The 22,963-nt window shown below is 43.0% G+C and carries 22 protein-coding genes and 1 riboswitch; of the genes, 17 read left to right on the forward strand and 5 right to left on the reverse strand.

Features of this window, described 5'->3' with window-relative positions; all coding sequences use genetic code 11:
* The first annotated feature begins 113 nt into the window (after positions 1-113).
* The 9 genes from ribD (at position 114) to AR334_RS09170 (ending at position 9,811) form a co-directional block, all read left to right on the forward strand.
* Complete coding sequence (gene ribD, locus AR334_RS09130) at positions 114-1,196, forward strand: bifunctional diaminohydroxyphosphoribosylaminopyrimidine deaminase/5-amino-6-(5-phosphoribosylamino)uracil reductase RibD (RefSeq protein WP_066308500.1); 1,083 nt, start codon at positions 114-116, stop codon at positions 1,194-1,196.
* A 10-nt stretch (positions 1,197-1,206) separates the two neighbouring features.
* On the forward strand, positions 1,207-1,863 hold the full coding sequence (gene ribE, locus AR334_RS09135) for a riboflavin synthase (RefSeq protein ID WP_066308502.1): 657 nt from the start codon (positions 1,207-1,209) through the stop codon (positions 1,861-1,863).
* 21 nt (positions 1,864-1,884) lie between these two features.
* Entirely contained in the window at positions 1,885-3,078 is a 1,194-nt protein-coding gene (locus AR334_RS09140) for a bifunctional 3,4-dihydroxy-2-butanone-4-phosphate synthase/GTP cyclohydrolase II (RefSeq protein ID WP_066308506.1), read from the forward strand.
* 20 nt (positions 3,079-3,098) lie between these two features.
* The gene (ribE, locus tag AR334_RS09145; RefSeq protein WP_066308512.1) at positions 3,099-3,569 is read left to right on the forward strand and encodes a 6,7-dimethyl-8-ribityllumazine synthase; all 471 of its coding nucleotides are present in this window, start codon (positions 3,099-3,101) and stop codon (positions 3,567-3,569) included.
* 110 nt (positions 3,570-3,679) lie between these two features.
* Positions 3,680-3,869: riboswitch (cobalamin riboswitch) on the forward strand.
* Between the two features lie 130 nt (positions 3,870-3,999).
* Positions 4,000-5,823 (forward strand): DUF4430 domain-containing protein, encoded by a 1,824-nt coding sequence (locus AR334_RS09150; RefSeq protein WP_172799188.1) that lies wholly within the window; start codon positions 4,000-4,002, stop codon positions 5,821-5,823.
* A gap of 69 nt (positions 5,824-5,892) precedes the next feature.
* Positions 5,893-6,624 carry a DUF4430 domain-containing protein gene (locus tag AR334_RS09155; protein WP_066308520.1) on the forward strand — a complete coding sequence of 244 codons (732 nt, stop codon included), beginning with the start codon at positions 5,893-5,895 and terminating at the stop codon, positions 6,622-6,624.
* A gap of 18 nt (positions 6,625-6,642) precedes the next feature.
* Entirely contained in the window at positions 6,643-7,521 is an 879-nt protein-coding gene (locus AR334_RS09160) for an energy-coupling factor transporter transmembrane component T (protein WP_066308524.1), read from the forward strand.
* Complete coding sequence (locus AR334_RS09165) at positions 7,503-9,140, forward strand: ABC transporter ATP-binding protein (protein ID WP_066308531.1); 1,638 nt, start codon at positions 7,503-7,505, stop codon at positions 9,138-9,140. Before AR334_RS09160 ends, AR334_RS09165 begins: the two co-directional genes overlap by 19 nt.
* Positions 9,119-9,811, forward strand: coding sequence for an ECF transporter S component (locus AR334_RS09170; protein ID WP_066308533.1), 693 nt, complete (start codon positions 9,119-9,121; stop codon positions 9,809-9,811). Before AR334_RS09165 ends, AR334_RS09170 begins: the two co-directional genes overlap by 22 nt.
* Before the next feature lie 18 nt (positions 9,812-9,829).
* Here AR334_RS09170 and AR334_RS09175 read toward each other — a convergent pair whose 3' ends face one another.
* Positions 9,830-11,932: a transglycosylase domain-containing protein gene (locus AR334_RS09175; protein ID WP_066308538.1), complete on the reverse strand. Its 2,103-nt coding sequence runs from the start codon at positions 11,930-11,932 to the stop codon at positions 9,830-9,832.
* Between the two features lie 208 nt (positions 11,933-12,140).
* Between AR334_RS09175 and AR334_RS09180 the strand changes: the two genes are divergently transcribed.
* The 3 genes from AR334_RS09180 (at position 12,141) to AR334_RS09190 (ending at position 14,046) form a co-directional block, all read left to right on the forward strand.
* On the forward strand, positions 12,141-12,407 hold the full coding sequence (locus AR334_RS09180) for a phage holin (RefSeq protein WP_066308541.1): 267 nt from the start codon (positions 12,141-12,143) through the stop codon (positions 12,405-12,407).
* A gap of 119 nt (positions 12,408-12,526) precedes the next feature.
* Positions 12,527-13,744 (forward strand): MFS transporter, encoded by a 1,218-nt coding sequence (locus AR334_RS09185; RefSeq protein WP_066308544.1) that lies wholly within the window; start codon positions 12,527-12,529, stop codon positions 13,742-13,744.
* A gap of 119 nt (positions 13,745-13,863) precedes the next feature.
* Positions 13,864-14,046, forward strand: coding sequence for a hypothetical protein (locus AR334_RS09190; RefSeq protein ID WP_066308546.1), 183 nt, complete (start codon positions 13,864-13,866; stop codon positions 14,044-14,046).
* A 16-nt stretch (positions 14,047-14,062) separates the two neighbouring features.
* Here AR334_RS09190 and AR334_RS09195 read toward each other — a convergent pair whose 3' ends face one another.
* Positions 14,063-14,305, reverse strand: coding sequence for a hypothetical protein (locus tag AR334_RS09195; RefSeq protein WP_172799189.1), 243 nt, complete (start codon positions 14,303-14,305; stop codon positions 14,063-14,065).
* A gap of 158 nt (positions 14,306-14,463) precedes the next feature.
* On the opposite strand from AR334_RS09195, the gene AR334_RS09200 reads away from it, so the two are divergent.
* Genes AR334_RS09200 through AR334_RS09210 form a run of 3 tightly spaced genes read left to right on the forward strand, consistent with a single transcriptional unit; the run spans position 14,464 to position 18,426 of the window.
* On the forward strand, positions 14,464-16,056 hold the full coding sequence (locus AR334_RS09200; RefSeq protein ID WP_253701237.1) for a spore germination protein: 1,593 nt from the start codon (positions 14,464-14,466) through the stop codon (positions 16,054-16,056).
* Positions 16,053-17,264, forward strand: a complete 1,212-nt coding sequence (locus tag AR334_RS09205) for a Ger(x)C family spore germination protein (RefSeq protein ID WP_066308558.1) — start codon at positions 16,053-16,055, stop codon at positions 17,262-17,264. The genes AR334_RS09200 and AR334_RS09205 overlap by 4 nt, the downstream gene beginning before the upstream one ends.
* A gap of 16 nt (positions 17,265-17,280) precedes the next feature.
* Entirely contained in the window at positions 17,281-18,426 is a 1,146-nt protein-coding gene (locus tag AR334_RS09210) for a GerAB/ArcD/ProY family transporter (protein WP_066308561.1), read from the forward strand.
* Positions 18,427-18,451: 25 nt separating this feature from the next.
* Here the strand turns inward: AR334_RS09210 and AR334_RS09215 are convergent, their stop codons facing one another.
* The 3 genes from AR334_RS09215 to AR334_RS28815 all read right to left on the reverse strand — a co-directional run bounded on the left by AR334_RS09215 (position 18,452) and on the right by AR334_RS28815 (position 20,696).
* Entirely contained in the window at positions 18,452-19,759 is a 1,308-nt protein-coding gene (locus AR334_RS09215; protein ID WP_066309363.1) for an ATP-binding protein, read from the reverse strand.
* 101 nt (positions 19,760-19,860) lie between these two features.
* The gene (locus AR334_RS09220) at positions 19,861-20,364 is read right to left on the reverse strand and encodes a GNAT family N-acetyltransferase (protein ID WP_172799190.1); all 504 of its coding nucleotides are present in this window, start codon (positions 20,362-20,364) and stop codon (positions 19,861-19,863) included.
* 179 nt (positions 20,365-20,543) lie between these two features.
* The gene (locus AR334_RS28815) at positions 20,544-20,696 is read right to left on the reverse strand and encodes a YpzG family protein (RefSeq protein WP_082692864.1); all 153 of its coding nucleotides are present in this window, start codon (positions 20,694-20,696) and stop codon (positions 20,544-20,546) included.
* A 250-nt stretch (positions 20,697-20,946) separates the two neighbouring features.
* On the opposite strand from AR334_RS28815, the gene AR334_RS09225 reads away from it, so the two are divergent.
* Both AR334_RS09225 and AR334_RS09230 read left to right on the forward strand, forming a co-directional pair.
* A complete protein-coding gene (locus tag AR334_RS09225) occupies positions 20,947-22,125 on the forward strand; it encodes an acyl-CoA dehydrogenase family protein (RefSeq protein WP_066308564.1) in 1,179 nt (392 codons plus the stop codon).
* 64 nt (positions 22,126-22,189) lie between these two features.
* Positions 22,190-22,954, forward strand: coding sequence for a beta-ketoacyl-ACP reductase (locus AR334_RS09230; RefSeq protein ID WP_066308567.1), 765 nt, complete (start codon positions 22,190-22,192; stop codon positions 22,952-22,954).
* Positions 22,955-22,963: the final 9 nt, after the last annotated feature.

Below are 22,963 nucleotides of genomic sequence, written 5' to 3' on the forward strand. Positions count from 1 at the left end.
GGTTTAAGACTGGGCAAAAATTGTCCATTTTTAAGCCTTAATTTCCTATTGCCATTTTCTGACCCCTGAAGGAATAATCTTCAGGGGTTTTTTCGTTTAAAGGAGAACTAAAGATGGATGATAAACACTACATGAACTTGGCGTTAAACCTTGCCAGAGGAACATTGGGACAAACCACGCCCAATCCTGTAGTCGGGGCAGTAGTTGTAAAGGACAATCAAATCATCGGGATGGGGGCCCATCTAAAAGCCGGCGAACCTCATGCGGAGGTACACGCGCTTCATATGGCCGGTGATAAGGCAAAAGGTGCAACCCTTTATGTCACACTCGAGCCATGCAGCCATTTTGGCAGGACTCCGCCATGCTCGGATTTGGTCATCAAAACGGGGATCAAAAAGGTCTTCGTAGCTACGACAGACCCTAACCCGCAAGTGGGCGGGCAGGGAATCGAGCGGATGAAGCGTGCCGGAATTGAAGTGGAGGTGGGATTGCTTCAAGAGGAAGCCAGGGAGTTAAACAAGGTCTTTTTTTATAACGTCAGGACCGGACTACCGTACGTCACTTTGAAATCGGCCGTTAGCTTGGACGGGAAAACTGCGACGGTTACTGGAGAGAGCATGTGGATCACCGGAGAAGCAGCGCGGGCAGATGTCCATCAATTCCGCCATCGTCATGATGCGATATTAGTGGGAGTTAATACGGTTCTTAAAGATAATCCGTCCTTAACAACGCGACTGCCAGCAGGCGGGAGAAATCCGATCCGCATTATCCTCGATACCAAATTACGGACACCGCTTGACGCAAATGTGATAACAGATAATCAAGCTCCTACTTGGATCATTACCGGAGCGGAAGTGGATGCAAACCGCGAGGCGGCATTTCGCAAATCAGGGATTCACATATTAAAAATGGACACCAGACAAATTTCTATCAAGGCGATGTTGAAAGCGCTAGGCCAGCGAGGGATTTGTACTCTCTTTGTTGAAGGCGGCGCTGAAGTGCATGGCAGTTTTTTAAAAGAAAGAGCTTTCCAGCAAATTATTACCTATGTCGCCCCGAAGCTGATTGGCGGGAAGGGTGCTCCGACTTCATATGGCGGCGAAGGGATTGCCAATATAGCTGAGGCCGTCGATTTGACAATACGGCAAGTGGACATGATTGGCAATGACATCAGAATTATAGCGGAACCAAGTTAGGAGAAGGTGTATGTTTACCGGAATTATTGAAGAAATTGGTGAAATCGCAACTATTCAGCGAACGGGGAAATCATTTGTTTTGACAATTGGGGCCAAGAAAATCTTGGAGGATGTGCATCTTGGTGACAGCATCGCCGTGAATGGGGTGTGCTTGACAGTGACGTCTTTCACAGGTAATCGTTTTGCCGTTGATGTAATGCCTGAAACCGTTAAGGCAACGAGTTTACAGTCATTGACCCGCGGATCCAAAGTGAATCTGGAGCGTGCGATGGCAGCCGGCGGCAGGTTTGGCGGTCATTTTGTCAGTGGTCATATCGATGGCACTGGAATTATCAAGAGGAAGGAAGCACACGAGAACGCTGTGTATTATGAAATAGAAACTGCCCAAGAGCTATTGCAATACGTGATCCTACGGGGATCGATTGCCGTAGACGGGACAAGCCTGACGGTATTCGGAGTTTCGGACAACAGTTTTACATTGTCGCTGATTCCCCATACGTTGTCGGAAACAGTATTAGGGCAGAAGGGTCAAGGGGACATCGTTAACCTGGAATGCGACATGATTGGCAAATATGTCGGCCATTTTTTGAAAAATCAATCAAGTAACGAGCAGAAGTCAAAATCCGGAATTACCGCGAGTTTTTTAGAGGAGAATGGTTTTTATTAAATAAAAAAGGAGTGATGCATCATGTTTGATACCATTGAGGTTGCCCTTGATGAGTTAAAACAAGGGAAAGTTGTAATCGTGTGTGATGACGAGGATAGAGAAAACGAAGGGGATTTTGTGGCGTTGGCTGAAAATGCTTCCCCGGAAGTGATTAACCTAATGGTGACCCATGGGCGGGGACTTGTCTGTGTTCCGATCGAGGAAGAGCTGGCGCAAAAACTCGATTTAATCCCTATGGTCTCGAAAAACACTGATCCGCATGGGACAGCTTTTACAGTAAGTATTGACCACAAATTTTCCACAACGGGGATTTCGGCATACGAACGATCTGCAACCGTTTTGAGCATGCTGGACTCAGATGCCAAAGGGGCTGATTTTAAACGGCCGGGTCATATTTTTCCGCTGGTCGCCAAAAAGGGCGGGGTCTTAAGAAGAACGGGACATACCGAAGCGGCAGTCGACTTGGCAAAGCTGTGCGGGGCGAAGCCAGCGGGAGTCATTTGCGAAATCATGAATGAGGACGGCACGATGGCCCGTGTTCCCGAACTTAGAAAAATTGCCGACAAACTAAATCTCAAAATGATTACCATTAAAGATTTAATTGAATATCGGAACAAAAAGGACAAATTGGTCAAGCGTGAAGTCGAAATTAAGCTGCCGACAGAATTTGGCGAATTTAGGGCATTTGGATATTCGAATCTCGTTGATGACAAGGAGCATGTTGCGCTAGTGAAGGGGGAAATCGACCCAGAACGGCCGATTTTGGTTCGTGTCCATTCGGAATGCCTAACCGGGGATGTATTTGGCTCCTATCGCTGTGACTGCGGCCCGCAGCTGCATGCGGCATTGAATCAAATCGAGCAGGCGGGCAATGGGGTGCTGCTCTATATGCGGCAGGAGGGCCGTGGCATTGGGCTGCTGAATAAATTGCGCGCCTACAAACTGCAAGAACAGGGCTACGATACGGTTGAAGCAAACGAAAAACTCGGCTTTGGCGCCGACTTGCGGGAATATGGCATCGGTGCCCAAATCCTGAAGGACCTTGGCATTAAAAAAATGATGCTGTTAACCAATAATCCGCGCAAAATCAAGGGTTTGAAAGGCTATGACCTCGAGGTTGTAGAGCGGGTGCCGCTGCAAATGGAAATGAAAGCGGAAAACGAACGTTACTTACGTACGAAACACGATAAGCTTGGTCACCTTTTACATTATTAAATTATTTGGAGGAATCGAACATGGGACATATTTATGAAGGAAATTTGGTAGGATCAGGTCTTAAAATCGGTATTGTTGTCGGGCGCTTTAATGAGTTTATTACCGGAAAATTATTGAGCGGTGCCGAGGATGCGCTGCGAAGACATGGAGTAAGTGAAGCTGATGTTGACGTCGCCTGGGTTCCAGGTGCTTTTGAAATTCCGCTAATTGCTCAAAAAATGGCAAATAGCAAAAAATATGATGCGGTCATCACGCTGGGTGCGGTCATCCGCGGTTCCACTCCGCATTTTGACTATGTTTGCAATGAAGCGGCAAAAGGTGTTGCCGCAGCGGGATTAAATAGCGGCATTCCTGTTACCTTTGGTGTCCTGACAACCGATTCCATCGAGCAGGCCATTGAGCGGGCTGGAACAAAGGCCGGCAATAAGGGCTGGGAGGCAGCGACAACGGCCATTGAGATGGCAAATTTGTGCAGAGGCTTTGACCAATAATTAACTTTTAGAAATGGAGGGGCAGCTCTATAATAGCTGCTCCTCAAACTTTCTAAACAAAAACATATACAATCGAGTCAGTTTTTTACTATAATAGTCTTAGCATAAAAAATATCTTTTAAAAAACAGGTGCTAAAGTCAGTGCTAGACTTTTAGCTTAATAGGGAAGTTGGTTAAAAGCCAACGCGGTCCCGCCACTGTAAATGCGAGCAACCTATACCATGCCACTGTCGATAGATGGGAAGGCATAGGGAGCGATGACCATGAGCCAGGAAACCTGCCTGTTTTATAAACACCGAAAACCTACGCGGATAGGGGAGTGTTACGCCAGAAACTTTTTTTCGTTTGTTTCTTGCTATACATAACACTTCCTCCTTATTGATAGGAGGATTTTTTTATGCCATTTTACAAAAGGAGAGGAAGTCAGATCATGAGAAACAAGAATTTGTGGCTGGTCATGCTACTGATATTCGCGATTATTACCAGTGGATTTCAAACACCTGTCCATGCCGCAGACGAAACGAAGCAAGCAACAATTACGGTAATTGGGCCAGACTCGTTAAGCCCGATGGTTGATAAAACGGTCCAATTTGCAGAAAACAAAACAGTGACAGAAATATTAATTCAAGCTGTTGGAGAGGACCAGGTTAAGTTTAACCAATGGGGAATGATTTCGGAGATAAATGGCCTCCAAGAAGAGGGTACTAATTTTTGGGGATTATTTGTTAATGGAATTTCAAGCGGAATTGGTGCTGACACTTATTCAGTCCAAGACGGGGACAAAATAATCTTCCGCTATACCGACTGGACAAAGCCCATGGAAAAATCTGTGTCATTCAAGGTTCTTGATATGGAAAACAAGGATGTAATTATTCCTTCGAATGTAGAATTTTTAGGAAATCCAAATGCATTCCAGTTATTGCAGACTACAGTTGGTCCAGACAAGGTAGGATATGATCAGTATCCATTTGGTAAGTTTGTCCATACAATCAATGACATAAAGTCTGATTCAACCAATTCCTGGAGCCTTTTTATAAATGGGGAAGAAGCTCAGGTAGGAGCCGAGGGTTATACACTTAAACCAGGTGACCAAATCAGTTTTCAATTAACTGCTTTTGAGCCTATACCGGAAGCGCCTGGCGAAGGAGATAATGGAGAAACAATCCCTCCGGAAACTTCACCATCTGCATCGTTCCCTCAAGAATCATTGCAAACTGCAATTGATCAGGTAAGCCAATATGTCCTCCAATCGCAGGTGGGGGAATGGGAAGCTGTTGCCTTAAAACAAGCTGGGAAAACCATTCCGGCAGGCTATCTGGATACGGTAAAAGCAGCCGTTAAAGATAGGCAAGGAAAATTTTCAAGGATTACAGATACAGAACGGTATGTTTTAGGAATTCTCGCAGCGGGCGGAGATCCGACTAATATCGAAGGGTATAACCTTATCGAAGCAATCTATAACGGAAATGTAACAAAGCAAGGATTAAACGGGGTTGCGTTTGGACTGATTGCATTGGACAGTGCAAATTTCCAAGTTCCTGATACCGCTGTTTGGACTAGAGAAAAACTAATCAATTATATGTTAGAAAGACAAAAGGCTGATGGCGGTTGGGAATGGGCTGATGGTTTAGGCAGTGACATTGATCTTACAGCGATGATCCTGCCATCTCTTGCCCCATATAAAGATCAAGCTAATGTAAAAGAAGCAGTTGATAAGGCCGTTCAATTCTTAACAACGCAATACCAAAATTCTATGGTCGGTAATAGTAACTCGGCAGCGCAAATGATTATTGCCCTGTCAGCATTAGGTATAGATGCAAATAGTTCTCCTTTTGCCGACCAAAATAGCAGTTTAATTCAATTTTTATTATCCTATCAAAATAGTGATGGAGGCTTTGACTTTCAAGGTGGGGACGAGAGTGATTTTATGTCAACCTACCAAGGCTTTCAGGCCCTAACAGCCTATCAGCTATTTGCGCAAGGTAAAGGCTCTTTATACAAGCTATCATTAGCAGAGCAAAATCCGGGAACAAACCCGCCAGCGACAGAAACACCGAAGGCCGAACAACCTAAAGCGGACACACCAAAGACCGATCAGACAACTGTCCAAACACCAACAACCAAAACAACAAAAACTGCCGGACATACACTTCCAAACACAGCGTCCGACTTTGGTAATTTGCTGGCATTGGGCGTACTGCTCATCTTATTTGGAAGCGGCTATTACCTAAAGCAAAGGAAAACCAAAGCATAAGGATTCCGGGTTGTCCCTCCAAACCTTAAAAGTTTGAAGGGACCCCCTTATCTGAAGGAGGTTGACATCATGCGTAAACTCTTAATTTTACTAACTATCTTTCTATTAACATTTGGTTTGGCGGCCTGTGGCAGCGGGGAGCAGACGACGGATAAATCCCCATCAAAGCCCGCAGCTTCCTCAAAAGCAGAGGAAAAAACGAAGGAACAGCCAGCTGATGCAGAAGAACAGCCGAATGACTCAGCTGCAACGTCACAAACAGAAGAAAATACAGCACAAGCTCAAGCTGATTCAAAAACAAATTCCGATACTCAATCAGCCTCAACTGCAAATGCAACTACAACCAAAACGGCAGATACTAAGCAGCAGGTTAATAATAACAATACACCTGGAAAGACAAATCCGGCACCATCGAATGGCCAAACAACAGCAAGTCCTACACAACCAGCCGCTCCGGCTCCTGAAAGTCAAAAGCCTGCAACAACGGTGACTTTTTCAATTATTGGTCCGGACAACCATGTGATTCTGGCAGCGACAAAGGTTAATTTTTCGGAAGGTGACACCGTGTTTGATGTACTAAAGCAATTGGATAAACAACATAGCTTTGTGGTAGTATCGAGAGGTAGTGGTGCTACAACTTATATTGAAGGAATCGAAGGTAGTGATTTTAGCTACTTTGAATTTGATGAAGGTCCAACAAGCGGTTGGGTGTTCAAACAAAATGGCGCAAACCTGACCAAAAGTGTTGGTGTCACGGCACTCAAAGATGGTGATCGGATTGAAGGAATCTATACGAAATAGCAAAGGGGGGAGCAAGTGATGGGAACAAGATTTGCACGGTTCCATCCGCTTGTGTCCTTCTTTTTTTATGCAGGGGCAGTGATGTTGCTTATTTTGATGCTGCATCCGGTTTTTCAGGTAATTTCTTTATTCCTTATCATAGCCATCAATATCATCCATGATCGGTTGGCAGGATTAAGAAAGTGGAAATATCTCCTCCTAGTTACATTTGTCTTGCTGGTTGTTTTAAACCCTTTATTTAATGAAAGGGGAAGGCATCTATTGTTTATGGCCGGTGAGCACCGGATTACATTGGAAGCTGTCCTGTACGGCGGAATGAATGCCCTCTCCATAATAGGCATTATCGCCGTTTTCATTTCTTACAATGTTATTATGACTCCAAATAAGGTATTGTTTCTATTTGCCAAATTTCTACCGCAATTTGCGGTATTGTTAATGCTGACATTGCGATTCATCCCGTTAATGAGCAGGCGGATGGAAGAGATTTCGCTTGTTCAAAAAAGCAAAGGAATTATGGTGACCAAAGGAAACTGGCGGACACGAGTAAAGACAGCATTTTCTTATGTGCAGGCACTATTAACCTATTCATTGGAGGAAGCGATTCAAACGGCTGATTCGATGAAGGCAAGGGGGTACGGTAAAGGACCGCGGACTTCTTACGAATTTTTTCGGATTCGCGGCAAAGATACAATCGCTATTGTGATCTTAATGGTACTGTTATCCATCATCATTTACGGCAGAAGTCTTGGTTACGGAGTATTAACCATCTATCCGATGATGGAGGACTGGAGATTAGCAACTTGGGATACGGCCTTTCTCATTTGTTATATACTGTATTTGAGTTTTCCGATTTATGTTGAAGCAGGTGAAGCATTTCGATGGCACTTATCGAATTAACTGATGTTACATTTACCTATCCGGACAGTTTACAGCCGGCGATAACGAATCTTTCCTTGAAAATTGAAAATGGGCAATTTGTTGTTTTATTCGGTGCATCCGGTTCTGGAAAAAGCACCTTGTTAAAACTATTAAAAAATGAAATCCGCCCGCATGGGACATTAACAGGAAACATAGTGATAAACGGGAATTCAATTAAGGATTCTTCCGGTTTATCGCAGGAAATCGGCTTTGTTTTTCAAGACCCCGAGAATCAAATTGTCGCAGATGATGTGCTGCATGAATTGGTATTTGGACTTGAAAATATTGGGCTATCCACAAACGAAATGAGAAACCGGGTGGCCGAAATGGTACATTTCTTCGGGGCTGAAGAGCTGCTTCGGCGCAAATCCCATGAGCTTTCAGGCGGAAAAAAACAGCAGATTAATCTTGCATCTGCCCTGTTAATGCAGCCCAACATCTTGCTGCTTGACGAGCCAACCTCCCAACTCGACCCGGTAAGCACCCGCGAGTTATTGGATATGCTTAAGCGCTTGAATGAGGAATTTGGAATGACAATTGTTTTGGCGGAGCATCGGCTGGAAGAAGTGCTCACATTAGCGGATACCATTATCATGATGGAAAAAGGGGAAGTCCAAATCGCAGGCTCACCAAGGCAGGTGCTGCCCCGGATTTGGAATACCGAGAATCGGGCATATGTCCCCAGTATTCCGGCCTTATTTATGTATTCAAAGGGACAAGGTTTGCTCCCCATGACTGTAAAAGAGGGACGAAATTGGGTTGAGGACACCAAGCAGCCATTTTTCCCAGAAGACAAGGCAGAAACGGATCCGCCAGCTAAAAAGGTCATGGAGGCAAAGGACCTTGCGTTCCGTTATGAAAAAAAACGTGAATTGGTATTGGATGAGCTGGATTTTGCCTTGAATGAAGGAGAATTTTATGCGCTGTTGGGTGGAAACGGCTCCGGGAAATCAACCTTTTTAAAAGCGATGGCCGGGCTGATTAAAACTGAACAGGGGAAAATATGGCTCGATACCAAACCGCTGAAATCATACAAAAACGATGAGCTGCCCAAACGGATAGGATACCTGCCGCAAAATCCCAAGCTGTTCTTCCTCCAAGATACAGTGGAAAAGGAAATCCGCATTGCCATGACACGATGGGAATTGACAGACTGGCAGGAAATAGAGGCCCTATTGGACGAACTAGGAATTTTCCATTTAAAAGGAAGTCACCCATATGACTTAAGCGGGGGAGAACTGCAGAAGGCAGCTCTGGCCTGCCTGCTGCTGCGCAAGCCCAAAGTGCTGATGCTGGATGAGCCGACAAAAGGGCTGGATCCGATTTCGAAAAAAAACCTCGCGAATATTCTTCATTCTTTGAAGTCAAAAGGGGTATCGATTCTCATGTCAACCCATGATGTGGAGTTTGCAGCTCAATATGCGACGAAATGCGGAATGATGTTCCAGGGGAAAATTTCTTCTGAAGACAAACCAGAGAAGTTTTTTAATGGGAATTTTTTCTACACGACGATGATGCAGCGAATTTTCCGGGGGCAGGATATCATGCCGCTTACTCTTGAGGAGGCAGCTCGTTCATGCGATTCAACCGTATCCTGACTCCGGCTATCTTTCTGTTACTTGCTGCAGGCTTGTTGACCGTAAGTTATTGGTTTGAAGATTCATATCTATGGCTGAGCTTCGGCCTTGTTTTTCTTACCATTATCTATTTCTTGGTTCGGTTTGAAGGCAGAAAAGTTGAACCGAAGGAACTGGTATTATTGGCCGTACTTGCTGCGATCGCTGCTGTTGGGCGAATTCCTTTTGCAAGCATTCCCAGTGTGCAGCCGACAACGTTTGTCATCATGATGGCCGGGCTAGTTTTTGGAGCGGAAAGCGGATTTATGATTGGTGCCGTGGCAGCACTAGCCTCAAACATGATCATGGGCCAAGGCCCTTGGACACCTTGGCAAATGGCCGCATGGGGATTGGTAGGCCTGACGGCGGGATTCATGAAAGATTCCAGGTTAATGAACACAAAGGCGGGCAGGTTAATATTCGGAATTGTATGGGGTTTCCTATTCGGCTGGATTATGAATATTTGGGGGTTCCTTGGGTTTGTCCAGTCGGGAGGTCCGATTGATTTTAGGGCATTTCTCGTATACATTGCAGGCAGCGCCTTATTTGACACGATGCATGCCGTCTCCAATGTCGTCTTCTTGTTATTGTTCGGTGATATTTGGATAAAAATTTTAACAAGGTTTAAACGGAAATATGGATTATTGGAATGAGGCTGTCGCATGACAGCCTCATTCTTTCAGGTTCCGCAGCCTTTCGATAACCGAATCCACTGACTCACCAATGTTATAGATGACTTTATTTAGCTTCTCCTTCCACTCAGGTGCACGTTCTTTGATGGTTGCCCCAATCTTCTTAGCATTTTCGTTCAGTTCTTTGCCTATTTCCTTCGCCTGGTCCTGGATTCCCCTCCCAGGGTTGGCTTCGCCCGCAAGCCGGGCATTCACAGATACGACAGCAAAGGATGCTTCTGGCATATATTGCACGGATGTCCGCATGATTTCTTTAAAAATCGGCACGACATTCGAGGAGCTTGAGCTTGGCAGATAGTGCTCGCGATCGGTTTGGTCATAGCCCAGCCAGATGGCTCCGACAAGATTAGGAGTGTAACCGACCATCCATTGATCTTTCGTGCCGTTAACATCATTAAAGGGAAGCTGGGTGGATCCCGTTTTTCCTGCAAGCTGAACCCCAGGAATACGTGCTTTTTGCCCCGTACCTGTTTCTACTACGTTTAGTAACATGGAAGTAATTTCGTCCGCAACCTTCTCCGACGTTACTTTCGTCGTTTTCGCTTCATGCTCGGCAATGATATTTCCAGTCGGACCGACAATTTTAGTAATCAAATGACTGTCCTGCCGTTTGCCGCCATTTGGAAAGGCGGAAAACGCATTGGCCATTTGCAGCGGTGAGACCCCTTTGCTCATGCCCCCTAATGCTATGGCAAGGTGTTCATCCCCTTTTTCCAAAGGAATCCCAAAGCGTTTTAACGAATCCAGTCCCTTGTTCAAGCCAATCTGATCCAACAGCCAAACGGCCGGAACATTTAATGAATCCTCCAAGGCCTTATACATTGGTACTCGACCTTGGAAGGTTTTTGAGAAATTTTCCGGTTTATAGTTTCCAAATGAAACAGGTTCATCGACAAGTTCTGAATCATAAGTGTACCCTTCCTCAAGTGCGGGGGTATAGACGGCTAACGGCTTAATCGTTGAACCAGGCTGAACTCTCAGTTGTGTCGCCCGGTTAAAGCCCCGGAATACCTGCTCACCGCGGCCGCCAATAAGGGCTCGGACACCGCCTGAAGCAGGGTCCAATAATACTGAGCCGCTTTGAACAATCTTTTCGCCTTTGCCCCTTGGGAATAATGATTTATTGGCATAAACCTTCTCAAGTCCTGTTTGGAGGTTCTGGTCAAGTTCGGTATAAATTCGATAACCCCTTGTTAATATTTCCTCCTGAGTTAGCCCGTACCTGGAGATGGCTTCATTCAGTACGGCATCGACATAATAAGGGTAGTTTCGCTCCACGAAGGAACCGCCACCATCATACAGCCGGATTTTTTCTTTTTTTGCCTGTGCGTATTCCTCCTTGGAAATCATCCCGAGTTCCTTCATTTTCCCGAGGACGACATTCCTGCGCTCGATCGCTTTATCATAATGTCGGTAAGGATTGTAATAATTCGGCGACTGCAACAGACCAGCCAGCATCGCAGCCTCACTAATGGAAACATCCTTAATATCTTTATTAAAATATTTTTTTGAGGCGTTCCCGATGCCCCAGGCACTGTTCCCAAAGAAAACCTGATTCAGATACATTTGTAGAATTTCATCTTTTTTATACACTTTTTCAATTTTAACAGCTAGAAATAATTCTTCCGCTTTCCGCTTATAGGTTTGTTCGGGTGATAATAAAGCGTTTTTGGTGAGCTGCTGAGTCAATGTACTTCCGCCGCCTGTAATCCGGCCAGCAAATAAATTGCTGAAGAAGGCACGGGCAATCCCTTTGATATCAAAGCCATTATGCTCATAAAACCGCTCATCTTCAATAGCGACGACAGCATTAGGTACATGTTTTGGCAGCTCTTCAATTTTGACACCCTTTGTTCGATTGGTGGCAACATTCGTGGCCACTTTTTCAGTATGATCATATATGATGGTAGGCTGACTTAAGCCTTCTTTCAATGACTGGACATTTGCCCTAGAGGCAAGCCAGCCAAAATATGAAATCGTTGATAACACAACGACCAATCCGATTAATAACAAAATTTGTGTAAGATGTCTTCTTTTCCAGAAACGGACGATTATTTCCCAAAATGGGCGCAGCTTGTCCATAGTGATCTCCTAACCTTTAAAGGATTTTCGTTTTTTATATTATAAAGATACTTATCAAAAAAGACCAACAAAAGCCTTTATGTGACCATTTACGGATTATTGGGAAAAGTAAAATTTGAGAACCCATGATAATCGTGGACAACCCTTTCCCTTACAAGCATATATTAATAGAAAGGTAGATTAGCATTTTAGGAAGGGGATGGGACGATTGATCAACTGGAAGGTTCGCTTTCGTAACCGTAACTGGGTGATTGCCTTTATATCGCAGATGTTTATCGTTGCGCAAATTGTGTTGGGCGGGTTAAATTCAATGGGAATTACCGATTTCCAAATTTCCAAAGCGTTAGAGGATTGGGTCATTACCCTGGCTAATGCAGTCTTTGTCCTATTGTCAATGCTAGGAATTGTACAGGATCCGACGACCAAAGGATATGGCGATAGCGAACGGGCATTACAATACAAAGATCCGAATTAATCCGATGAAGCCAGTTCAATAGGAACTGGCTTTTTACATATACAGGATAAAAAACTTTACTTTTTCTGGATAAAATAGTTAACTAGAAAAATAGTCTTTCTATTTACAAGGAGTTACATATGAACAAAGTTAGCAGCTATTTTAAGCAATTTCATCCGATTGTATTAGTATTATTAATCGGAACCGTGCTATCAAGAGGCTCAGCCTACATGACGATACCGTTTCTGTCCATTTATTTATCAAGACATATGGAAATATCCCCCGTTATTATCGGGATAACGGTGGGGATGAGTCCGTTAATGGCCACGGTCGGAGGCTTTATTGGAGGTCATCTGTCTGACCGAATCGGCCGAAAGCCAGTTATGTTAACCGCTCTTTTTGCCTTGGGATTTGTTTACTTTGGCTTTATGATTGCTGGCAGCCAAGGTTGGTTTATTCTGCTAAACGCATTAAATGGGCTTTGCGGTTCATTCTTTGAACCAACCGCACAAGCATTAATGGCTGACTTGACTGAAAAAAAGCTTCGCATGAAAGTATATTCTCTTAGATATACTGCTATGAATATCGGGGCCTCTGTTGGTCCGCTAATCGGAGCTTTTTTGGCCAATTCATCGCCCGATCTTTCTTTCGCCATTACAGCAACAACCTATTTGCTTTATGCTATCGTGCTATCATTATTAATGAAGAAACTAGGCATTGCTAAACTTGAACTGGCGAACAAAACTGTATCTTTTGTAGATGCATTTAAAATTATCAAGACAGATAAGGCTTTAAGATTTTTAATAATAGGGATTATATTAATCAATATCGGATATGTGCAAATAGATTCGAACTTGCCGCAATTCTTGGAAAAATCATTGGAGAATGGCGTCGTAATTTTCTCGGTGCTACTTACGATTAATGCAGTAATGGTCGTATTTCTGCAGATGCCAATCAGCCATTTTGCCGAGAGATTCAGCCTCATGCAAGGAATGGCTTTTGGAGCCATTTTTATTGCTTCCGGTTTACTTGGCTTTAGCTTTGCAAGCGGATGGGTTACCGCTGTTATCGCCATGGCGATTTTAACCATTGGTGAAATCTTAATTTTTCCTGCTAATAATATGATGATGGATCAGTTGGCACCTGAACATTTACGGGGAACATATTTTGGTGCAGGTCAATTTCGCAAGATTGGCAACTTCCTTGGGCCTATTTTTGGGGGCTTCCTGTTAACTCATCTACAGGGGCAATGGATGTTTTGGATCATTTCGCTTGTCACCCTTGGCAGCATGATATTTTTTACCGCAGGCAATAAAATTTATTTGAATAATCAAACAAAAAATGCCGAAGCTATCTAATTATTTTAGAAATTCGGAGAAGTTTGATAAAATAAAATTATAGAGTTGCAAAAGGTCGGAATTCCACACCAATTTTTAGAATAGGATGAAATATCCTTTTGGAAAAGAGGTTTTGTACAATGTGGTACTGGATTGCGGCATTTTTTGTGATATTAGTTGTATGTGAGGAAGTAATCTATTATATATGGAATCGTTATCTATACGGTAAAAAGGTACGAGAGGAACGAAATTTGCGCGAGAGGATTATGCGCTGGTTTAGAACTTGGAAATCAAGGAAAAAAGAAGAAGATATACGGTTGTAAAAACAAGACTCGCCTTCTAAGACGGCGAGTTTTCATTTGTTTTTTTTCTTATTTTTTGAACATATTTAATGCCAGACTTTAACACAAAATAACTACCAAACACTCCCAAAATGACATAGTTTGTTACCTCTGTTACTTTAAATGGTTTTAGTTCTTTCGACATAATATCAGACAAAGGAAAATGTAGGACTAAATCCATCAAAATAATGAGTGATAATGTGGCTAAAGTCAATAGGAAATAAACCAGAACCGTTTTCATCGCTTCCACCCTCTACTCGACTTTTCATTATTGTTTCATTCCCCTCCTCTATTATGCAGTCCCCGGTTAATCGACATATCCTGTTCTATGGATAAATCAAGTGTTTTTGGATAACATAACCATAATTAAAGCAAGTGTATAAACGGGGCTGAATTTGTGTGGTGAAAAAACTATCCAACTTATTTAATAAAAAACAAAAATCAAATCAAAATGATAATCTTCGCCAAAAGCTGGATCCGTCCGAACCAAAGGAATTGGTGATTTGTCGGGATTATCGGGATAATATCAGCAGAATCAAAGAAGAAATGGGAAATAGTTCTGATTTGATCATTAGGGAACTGAAAATCGGTCCATATCCCGGGGCCCTTGTCTTTATTGATGGACTGGTTGATGGGAAGGGGATTAGTGATTTTCTGATTGAAACCATCATGAGTTCGGATGTGACTTGTGAAAAACCGGATTTTGATTTGTTTCAGTTTATGTTAGACAAAACCATAGCCCTTGGTTCTGTAAAAACCATCAAAAATTGGCAGGACCTTTATGATTCATTATTATCCGGGTGTTCACTGATATTTTTAAATGGATATAACAAAGCGATTAGCTGTGAGACAAGGGGCGGGGACAAACGCGCTATTTCAGAGCCGACACAGCAATTATCCATTCGCGGTCCGAAGGATTCCTTTACAGAGACGCTAAGGACTAATACCGCTTTAATCCGGCGGCGGATCAAAAGTCCTAACTTACAGGTTGAACCGATGAAGATTGGTACGGTAACTGGGACCGATATGGCTATTCTTTATATTAAAGGAATCGCGAACGATAAAATTGTTAATGAGGTTAGGGAACGATTAAATCGGATTGAGATCGATTCCATTATGGATTCAGGCTATTTGGAACAATTAATTGAAGATCAAACGTGGACATCGTTTCCGACCACCTTTCATTCTGAAAGGCCGGATGTCATTTCTTCTCAGATTCTAGAGGGAAGGGTGGCAATTATTGTGGACGGGAGTCCGTTTGTTTTGAGTGTCCCGGCGATATTTGTTCAATTTTTTCAGGCTCCTGATGATTATTATTCCCGGTTTGATCTTTCTACAAGTATTCGGTTATTGAGGATTTTGGCTTTTTTTATTGCACTGATTGGACCATCCCTATACATTGCGGCCACTACCTTTCACCAGGAGATGATCCCGACTACCCTGGCTATTGCGATTGCTGCGCAAAGGGAAAATGTTCCTTTTCCCGCATTTGTCGAGGCGTTAATGATGGAAATTGTGTTTGAAATATTGCGAGAAGCCGGTCTTCGTCTCCCGAGAGCTGTTGGACAAGCTGTTTCGATTGTAGGTGCCTTGGTCATTGGACAGGCAGCTGTTGAGGCGAGCATTGTTTCCCCTGTCATGGTCATTGTCGTCTCGATTACAGCTATTGCAAATTTTTCAACTCCGGTATTTGCCATGGCCATATCGGCCCGACTGCTTCGCTTTGCCCTGATGATTTTGGCAGCCTTTATCGGCTTTTTCGGAATCATGATTGGGTTAATGATTCTAACGATCCATTTGTGTTCATTGCGCTCATTTGGTATTCCGTACATGATGCCATTAGCTCCATTCAGCTGGGATGGGCAGCAGGATGTATTTATTCGCTATCCTGTATGGGCAATGAAGAAACGGCCGAAGTTTATGAGTAAAGACAACCGAGTAAGAACCGGGACGAACCAGAAGCCTGACCCGCCAAAGGGGGATTCATCATGAAGAATCGGATTGCAACGGCATTGCTCATTTTAACTTTTGCTCCAATGCTTTCAGGCTGCTGGAATCAGAAGGAACTGACAGAATTGGCCTTTGTGATGGCGATTGGAATTGATAAAGGCAAAAATGGTGACAAATATGATGTTACGTTTCAAGTCGTTGTCCCATCAAATGTTGGTTCTGCACAAAGTTCCGGAGGGGGGAAGGGTCCTCCTGTTGTCGTCTATAAAAGTTCGGGAGATACCTTGACCGAAGCCAGCAGAAAGGCTAAAAAAATGATACCCCGGGTCCTTTACTTTGCCCATACCAATATCCTGATCATTAGCGAAGAGCTTGCCAAAGAAGGAATTTTGGATATTATGGATGCCTTGGATCGGGATCCCGAACTACGGACAACTACTAACATGGTTATTGCGAAGAATGCCAGAGCGGAGGAAATGAATTCAATCCTTACCAATCTGGATAAGATTCCGGTCCTTAAATTTACAAAAACACTGGAAGCAACCCAGCAACGATTGGGTGAAAATTATAAAATTAACATCGATGACGTCCTTTCGGGCATCGTAAGCCCAGGGAAAGAACCTGTCATCAGCGGATTTGTGATTGAAGGGGACCCCAATAAAGGCACAACTCAGGAAAATATTAATAAAACCAAACCTCCAACCGTGGTGACCGCAGATGGCCTGGCGGTAATGAAAAATGGAAAATTGGCAGGCTGGCTGAGCAATGAAAAAGCCCGTGGCGCGCTTTGGATGATGAATAAAATGAAAGGTACCTATGTCGATTTTAGCTTGAAGGGAAAGAAAGATGCTGTAAGTGTAGTACCATATTTGGCAGATACATCAATTTCAGTATCACTGAAGAATAGCAAGCCTGTTGCAACGGTTAACGTAAAAACCATCTTTAAGCTTAGTGAGATTAATACCGATTTTGATATTACCAACCCACTTAACACAGAAATGCTCGAGAAAGCAGCCGCCAAACAAATCAAGCAGAGCATTGAATCGTCGATCCGGGAAACTCAGAAACTAAAGGCTGATATTTTCGGGATCGGCGAAAGAGTGCATCGTAACAACCCTGCCTATTGGAAAAAAATAAAAAAGAATTGGGACAGCCATTTTGCGGAAATGGAATTCGAAATAAAGGTGAATACATATTTCCGGGAGGCCGGAGTACGAAATAATCCATTCTTTATTAATTTAGATAAATAACAAGAGGGGGTTGGTTATGGAAAAAGCAAAAATCAGCGCTAAACAATTGTTTGTCGTCGTCGTCTTGTTTGAAATGGGCAGTGCCATCCTTGTCGGGTTGGCCAGCACTGCAAAGCAAGATGCATGGATAACCATTTTACTTGGGATGATCGGAGGGATCACGTTATTTATTGTCTATCACCGTTTATTTTTGTTTTACCCTGACCTCCCGCTGACAAGTTATGTCCAAAAGATCGTTGGCAAATGGATGGGACGAATACTGGCACTATTGTATATAGTATATTTTATTTATATTGCGGGCCGTGTTCTAAGGGATTTTGGCGAGTTATTAACCGCTACCATCTATACCAACACACCGTTGATTTTCTTAATAACCGTCCTAATGATAACGATTCTCTATGCGATCAATAAGGGATTTGAAGTGATTGCTAGAGTAGGGGAATTATTTTTTGTAGTGGTATATTTGATGGCCATTGCCGGATTTTTTCTAATTATATTTTCTGGTCTAATCCATCTGGAGAATATAAAACCAATGGTGGAAAATGGCTGGCTGCCCATTTTGAAAACGACAATGCGGGAAACACTCACTTTTCCATTCGGTGAGATGATTGTTTTCACCATGCTGCTGCCTTATTTAAACAAACCGGAGAAAGCAAGGGTGATGTGCATATTAGGCATGGTGTTGAGTGGCATTAATATTACGATTGCCTCTATTATAAATGTAGCCACTCTTGGTGTCGATTTATTTGTCCGCGCTCCTTACCCATTGCTTGCCACGGTTGGCAAGATACAGCTGGCCCAATTTATTGAACGTCTTGATGTATTGTTTATGCTTTATTTAATGATTGCCGGTTTTATCAAAGTCGCCATCTTTTATTATGCAGCTGTTATTGGGACAGCAGATTTGTTTAATTTTAAGGACTACCGTAAATTAACCCTTCCCATCGGGACCATTGTGTTATTTGCGGCTATGGTCATGGCCCAAAATTATATGGAGCATATCAAAGAAGGGCTTGATGTGGTGCCAATTTTTTTGCATTGGCCGTTACAGATTATTATCCCTGTTCTTTTGCTGGTGATTGCCTATTTAAGAAAGAAGATAAGTCAAAAGCAGTCGTCCCTGCCAGATGTATCGCAAACGGCTGACGGGGCAGATGCATAAAAAAACTGCCTAAAGATGTTATACTCTAGGCAGTTTTGTGATCGTTGTCTATTGGAATTTCTTGTGTCAGCGGCAGGCTGATGGAAACGGATGTCCCTTGATTTTTTTGACTGTTAAACTTGATCGTTCCCTTATGGGATTGAACAATTTTAAAGCTGACCGTCAATCCCAAACCAGTGCCTTTTTCCTTGGAGGAATAAAACGGTTCTCCGATTTTTTTTAGCCTTTCATCGGAAATGCCGCAGCCGTTATCTTTAATCAAAATAGAGGCTTGATCGTCTTCACTCCTGTCTAGAAAAATGGAAACTTGGCCGCCATTAATAGATGCTTCGATTGCATTTTTAATGATATTGATAAATAATTGCTTCAGTTGGTTCGGTTCACATTCAATAGGAAAATTTTCGTCAGGAAAATGTGATTCTATTCGTACATTATACAAGCTTGCTTCTGTAGATAATAAGGAAATAACATCATGTAATATTTTTTTTAGTTCAATGGTTGTAAATTTCACCAGCTGCGGTTTTGCTAGCAATAACAGCTCCCCAACAATGAAATTGATGCGATTTAGCTCATCATGCATAATTTGATAGTACAGTTGGTGCTTGGGGTCTTCAACCTGCATCAGCTGCACAAAACCCTTTAAAGAGGTGAGCGGATTTCGAATTTCATGAGCGACACTGGCTGCCAGTTCCCCGACAACCGACAGTTTTTCCGTCCTGCGCAGCCGTTCTTCCCGTTCCTCCAGTTGTTGTACCATGTCCCTTTTTTCCGTGATATCCCGTCCGATGATGACGAGTCCCTGCCTTGATCCATCCGGATTAAACAGCGGGACCTTTATGGTATCGAAAATTTTTGTTGACCCATCGTGAACAGGCAGAACCTCTTCAACTCGGGTAATTTTTTTATTTCTCCATGCCTCTTCATCGGTTACTTCACAGTTTATTAAGGCTTCAGCATAAAAATTTGTATACTGTGCCAATTCTGAATCCTTTTTCCCTCGATAATCGATATGTTCAAGCTGAAACAATTTTAACCCAAATTCATTTGCTTCAATCCATCTGCCTTCTCCATCTTTGAAGTTGACAAAATCAACCATTGAATTGATTAAGGTCGAAAGTCGCTCTTGATCCTGTTTTGATTCATTTAATTCCTTGCTCTTGTTCATAAAGAAATAAAGAAATCCACCAGTAACAACAACATAAAATACTTCTTTCATCCTCTCCAGCTGCCAAACGAGGCCGGATGGGACAAAGTGATTAATCACATAATTAGTGGAGTAAATCCAAATTAAGCTAGTAATGAAGTATAGAATAATCAGCCTTTTTTTTCTCATTCCGGACTCCTTTTCTTCAAGGAAGATCATTCGATTTAGATAGTTTCCTTCTATAATATATTACTAGACAATAGTTTATTAAGGAATAATATTTTTTGGAATTAGTATATTCTTTTTCCAAGGATCACGAGATCCCTTTCGATATGATCCAATTTGGCCACACGTGGAAGGTGAGCCCATTTTTCAAAGCCAAACTTTGAAAAAAGGGCGATGCTTGGTTCGTTATGAGCAAAAATAAATCCGAGCAATGTTTTGATTTTCAAATTTGGGCAGGCATCAATGGCTTTTTGGATCAGATATTTTCCCAGTTTTTTGCCGCGGTAGCCAGGATGAATGTAAATGCTGATTTCAGCGGTTGCATTATAGGCAGGACGCCCATAAAACGATTGAAAACTGAGCCATGCACAGATTTTCCCTTGGTCCTCGACTACCCATAAGGGCCGAAAACCAGGAGTATGGTCATGGAACCAGCTCAGTCTGCTCTCTACGCTGACCGGTTCCGTATCGGCAGTAACCATTCTCCCGGAAATGGTTGTATTGTATATTTCAACGATTGCCGGCAAATCATTTTGGCCTGCGTCTCTCACTATATATTCTTCAAACATAATGTTTTCACTCCCAAGGGATAATAAATTTATAGTAAACCTTGAATTGAACTAAATCAATATAAGCTTTAGTAATAAGGGAAAAACCTTTTCCCGGTATAAAAAGTCCCCGAGAAAAGGTTTTTCGGTGTGAAAGCAGGGAACCTGCCTCCGGTTTACGTTTCCTTCCGCCAATCACCCTACCAGCGGTGGGCCTTGGAATTGCTCCTTAAGATGATATAGGTTTGAGTGCCCCGAGTTTGGCCGTTTAACTGTGATTTCAGGTGTTTCGGCCTTGTCCAAGTATGGAGGAACTTTCCAGATTGTGGGTCAATTCCATCTCTGTAGCTCATCAAATCACCTCATCCTAGGATTTTGAAACGGATATTCATTTAGGAATATCACAATTATCATTTGTCATGTGGCTGAAAAATAGTCAAAATGGAAAAATTAAATTTTTTATCAAATTTAACTTGTATTTTCTGAAATTTCCAAATAGAATAAAATTACATACCAACCGGTAGGTATGTTTCGAAAAAGACTAACATATTATTAATAGCAGCAAAATACTAGATTACCAGAAAATATGAGGGAGTGAATGAAATGCATTTGCGTCTAACGGATGAACAAAAAATGGTGCAGCAGACAATTAGAAAGTTTGTTGAAAAAGAGCTAATGCCGCTCGAAAATGACGTGTTAAGAAATGAGCGGGAAGGAAAGCCAAGCCTGCCTCCCGGAAAATTAAAAGAACTCCAGTTAAAGGCAAAGGAAGCCGGTTTCTGGGGGATTAATACACCTGAAGAGTATGGCGGCGCAAATCTTGGACAGATGATGATGGCGCTTGTTTACATGGAAATCTCAAAAACGTTTGTTCCGTTCACCTTCGGCGGTTCGGCAGACAATATCCTTTATTATGGCAATGAAGAGCAAAAGAAAAAATACCTCATCCCAACCATCAATGGTGAAAAGAAGTCATGTTTTGCGATGACTGAACCTGGTGCAGGATCCGATACGCAAAATATTAAGATGACTGCCGTAAGGGATGGAAATGATTGGGTATTAAACGGCGAGAAAACCTTCATTACTGGCGGGAATGAAGCCGACTTCGTTATGGCGATTGCCATTACTGACAAAGAAATGCATCAAAAAACAAGAGGCCGCGAAGGGGTAACCTGCTTTATTGTTGACCGTGACATGGGCTGGAAATCAGAGTATATACATACGATGGGAGAATGGGGTCCAGCCGGCTTGGTATTTGATAATGTACGCGTCCCAGAAGAAAACATTCTTGGCGAATTGCACAAGGGTTACAATCTCGGACTTGAGTGGATCGGTTTTGCACGATGGGTTGTCGGTGCAAGAGCAGTCGGAACCGCAGAACGCCTGCTGCAAATGGCGATTGATTACGCCAAAGAGCGAGTGACGTTCGGAAAACCTATTGCTGAGCGCCAGGCGATTCAATGGATGATTGCCGATAGTGCTGTGGACATTGAAGCAGCTAGATGGCTTGTGCTAAACGCTGCTTGGACGCTAGACCAAGGCGAAGATAATCGTCACTTGGCTTCAATGGCTAAATTGTACGGGGCAAATATGGGGAACCGTGTTGTTGACAAGGTGATGCAAATTCATGGCGGTATGGGGTATACACGTGAATTGCCGATTGAGCGCTGGTACCGTGAAGCAAGGCTTTGGAGAATTTACGATGGTACAGATGAAATTCAAAGAATGATCATTTCTCGTAACCTGATCAAAGGTCATGTGAAAATAGGTCAAAATATTTAAAGGATATTTTGAAAGCGTTATCTAATATAACTACTTGATAATAGTTTTGAGGAGGAATACAGGTATGGCAGGAAGATTTGAAGGAAGAGTGGCGTTTGTTACGGGGGGGAGCCGCGGAATCGGCAAAGGTATCGTAGAGCTTTTTGCGGAAGAAGGAGCAAAGGTTGCACTGATTGACTTAAATGAAGAGGCATTAAGTGAAACAGCAAGTGAATTAAAAGAAAAAGGCTATGAAGTGTATGCAAAGGTAGCCAATGTAGTAGACCCTGAGCAAGTAGAGGCGGCCGTTAAAGAGGCGCATGATGCCTTTGGTCGGATTGACATTCTAGTCAATAATGCCGGAGTGATCCGTGATAATCTATTGTTCAAAATGACAGATGCCGATTGGCAGACAGTCATGGATGTGCATTTAAAAGGTTCCTTTAATGCAGCCCGGGCCGCTCAAAAATATATGGTAGAGCAAAAGTATGGCCGGATCATCAATATTTCTTCAACCTCTGCACTTGGCAATCGTGGCCAAGCCAACTATGCAGCCGCAAAAGCAGGCTTACAGGGCTTTACAAAAACGCTAGCAATTGAATTGGGTCGTTATGGCATCACCGCAAACTCAGTTGCCCCAGGATTTATCGAAACGGATATGACCAAGGCCACCGCAGAGCGAATCGGGGTTTCTTTTGAACAAATGATTCAGGCAAGTGTCGCGGCTATTCCTGTCGGCAGAAGCGGTAAGCCAGCCGATATCGCTAACGCTGTCGCATTCTTTGCCGATGAAAAGTCTTCGTTTGTGAATGGTCAAGTTATTTATGTTGCCGGCGGACCTAAGTGTTAATAATTAGGA

Origin of the sequence: Bacillus sp. FJAT-29814 (genome assembly GCF_001510715.1) — a bacterium.
Classification (GTDB): domain Bacteria; phylum Bacillota; class Bacilli; order Bacillales; family Cytobacillaceae; genus Neobacillus.

Coding starts and splice junctions, on each gene's coding strand:
- ribD (WP_066308500.1), top strand. CDS start 114: ATGGATGATAAACACTACATGAACTTGGCGTTAAACCTTGCCAGAGGA.
- ribE (WP_066308502.1), top strand. CDS start 1,207: ATGTTTACCGGAATTATTGAAGAAATTGGTGAAATCGCAACTATTCAG.
- AR334_RS09140 (WP_066308506.1), top strand. CDS start 1,885: ATGTTTGATACCATTGAGGTTGCCCTTGATGAGTTAAAACAAGGGAAA.
- ribE (WP_066308512.1), top strand. CDS start 3,099: ATGGGACATATTTATGAAGGAAATTTGGTAGGATCAGGTCTTAAAATC.
- AR334_RS09150 (WP_172799188.1), top strand. CDS start 4,000: ATGAGAAACAAGAATTTGTGGCTGGTCATGCTACTGATATTCGCGATT.
- AR334_RS09155 (WP_066308520.1), top strand. CDS start 5,893: ATGCGTAAACTCTTAATTTTACTAACTATCTTTCTATTAACATTTGGT.
- AR334_RS09160 (WP_066308524.1), top strand. CDS start 6,643: ATGGGAACAAGATTTGCACGGTTCCATCCGCTTGTGTCCTTCTTTTTT.
- AR334_RS09165 (WP_066308531.1), top strand. CDS start 7,503: ATGGCACTTATCGAATTAACTGATGTTACATTTACCTATCCGGACAGT.
- AR334_RS09170 (WP_066308533.1), top strand. CDS start 9,119: ATGCGATTCAACCGTATCCTGACTCCGGCTATCTTTCTGTTACTTGCT.
- AR334_RS09175 (WP_066308538.1), bottom strand. CDS start 11,932: ATGGACAAGCTGCGCCCATTTTGGGAAATAATCGTCCGTTTCTGGAAA.
- AR334_RS09185 (WP_066308544.1), top strand. CDS start 12,527: ATGAACAAAGTTAGCAGCTATTTTAAGCAATTTCATCCGATTGTATTA.
- AR334_RS09190 (WP_066308546.1), top strand. CDS start 13,864: ATGTGGTACTGGATTGCGGCATTTTTTGTGATATTAGTTGTATGTGAG.
- AR334_RS09195 (WP_172799189.1), bottom strand. CDS start 14,305: ATGAAAACGGTTCTGGTTTATTTCCTATTGACTTTAGCCACATTATCA.
- AR334_RS09205 (WP_066308558.1), top strand. CDS start 16,053: ATGAAGAATCGGATTGCAACGGCATTGCTCATTTTAACTTTTGCTCCA.
- AR334_RS09210 (WP_066308561.1), top strand. CDS start 17,281: ATGGAAAAAGCAAAAATCAGCGCTAAACAATTGTTTGTCGTCGTCGTC.
- AR334_RS09215 (WP_066309363.1), bottom strand. CDS start 19,759: ATGAGAAAAAAAAGGCTGATTATTCTATACTTCATTACTAGCTTAATT.
- AR334_RS09220 (WP_172799190.1), bottom strand. CDS start 20,364: ATGTTTGAAGAATATATAGTGAGAGACGCAGGCCAAAATGATTTGCCG.
- AR334_RS28815 (WP_082692864.1), bottom strand. CDS start 20,696: ATGAGCTACAGAGATGGAATTGACCCACAATCTGGAAAGTTCCTCCAT.
- AR334_RS09225 (WP_066308564.1), top strand. CDS start 20,947: ATGCATTTGCGTCTAACGGATGAACAAAAAATGGTGCAGCAGACAATT.
- AR334_RS09230 (WP_066308567.1), top strand. CDS start 22,190: ATGGCAGGAAGATTTGAAGGAAGAGTGGCGTTTGTTACGGGGGGGAGC.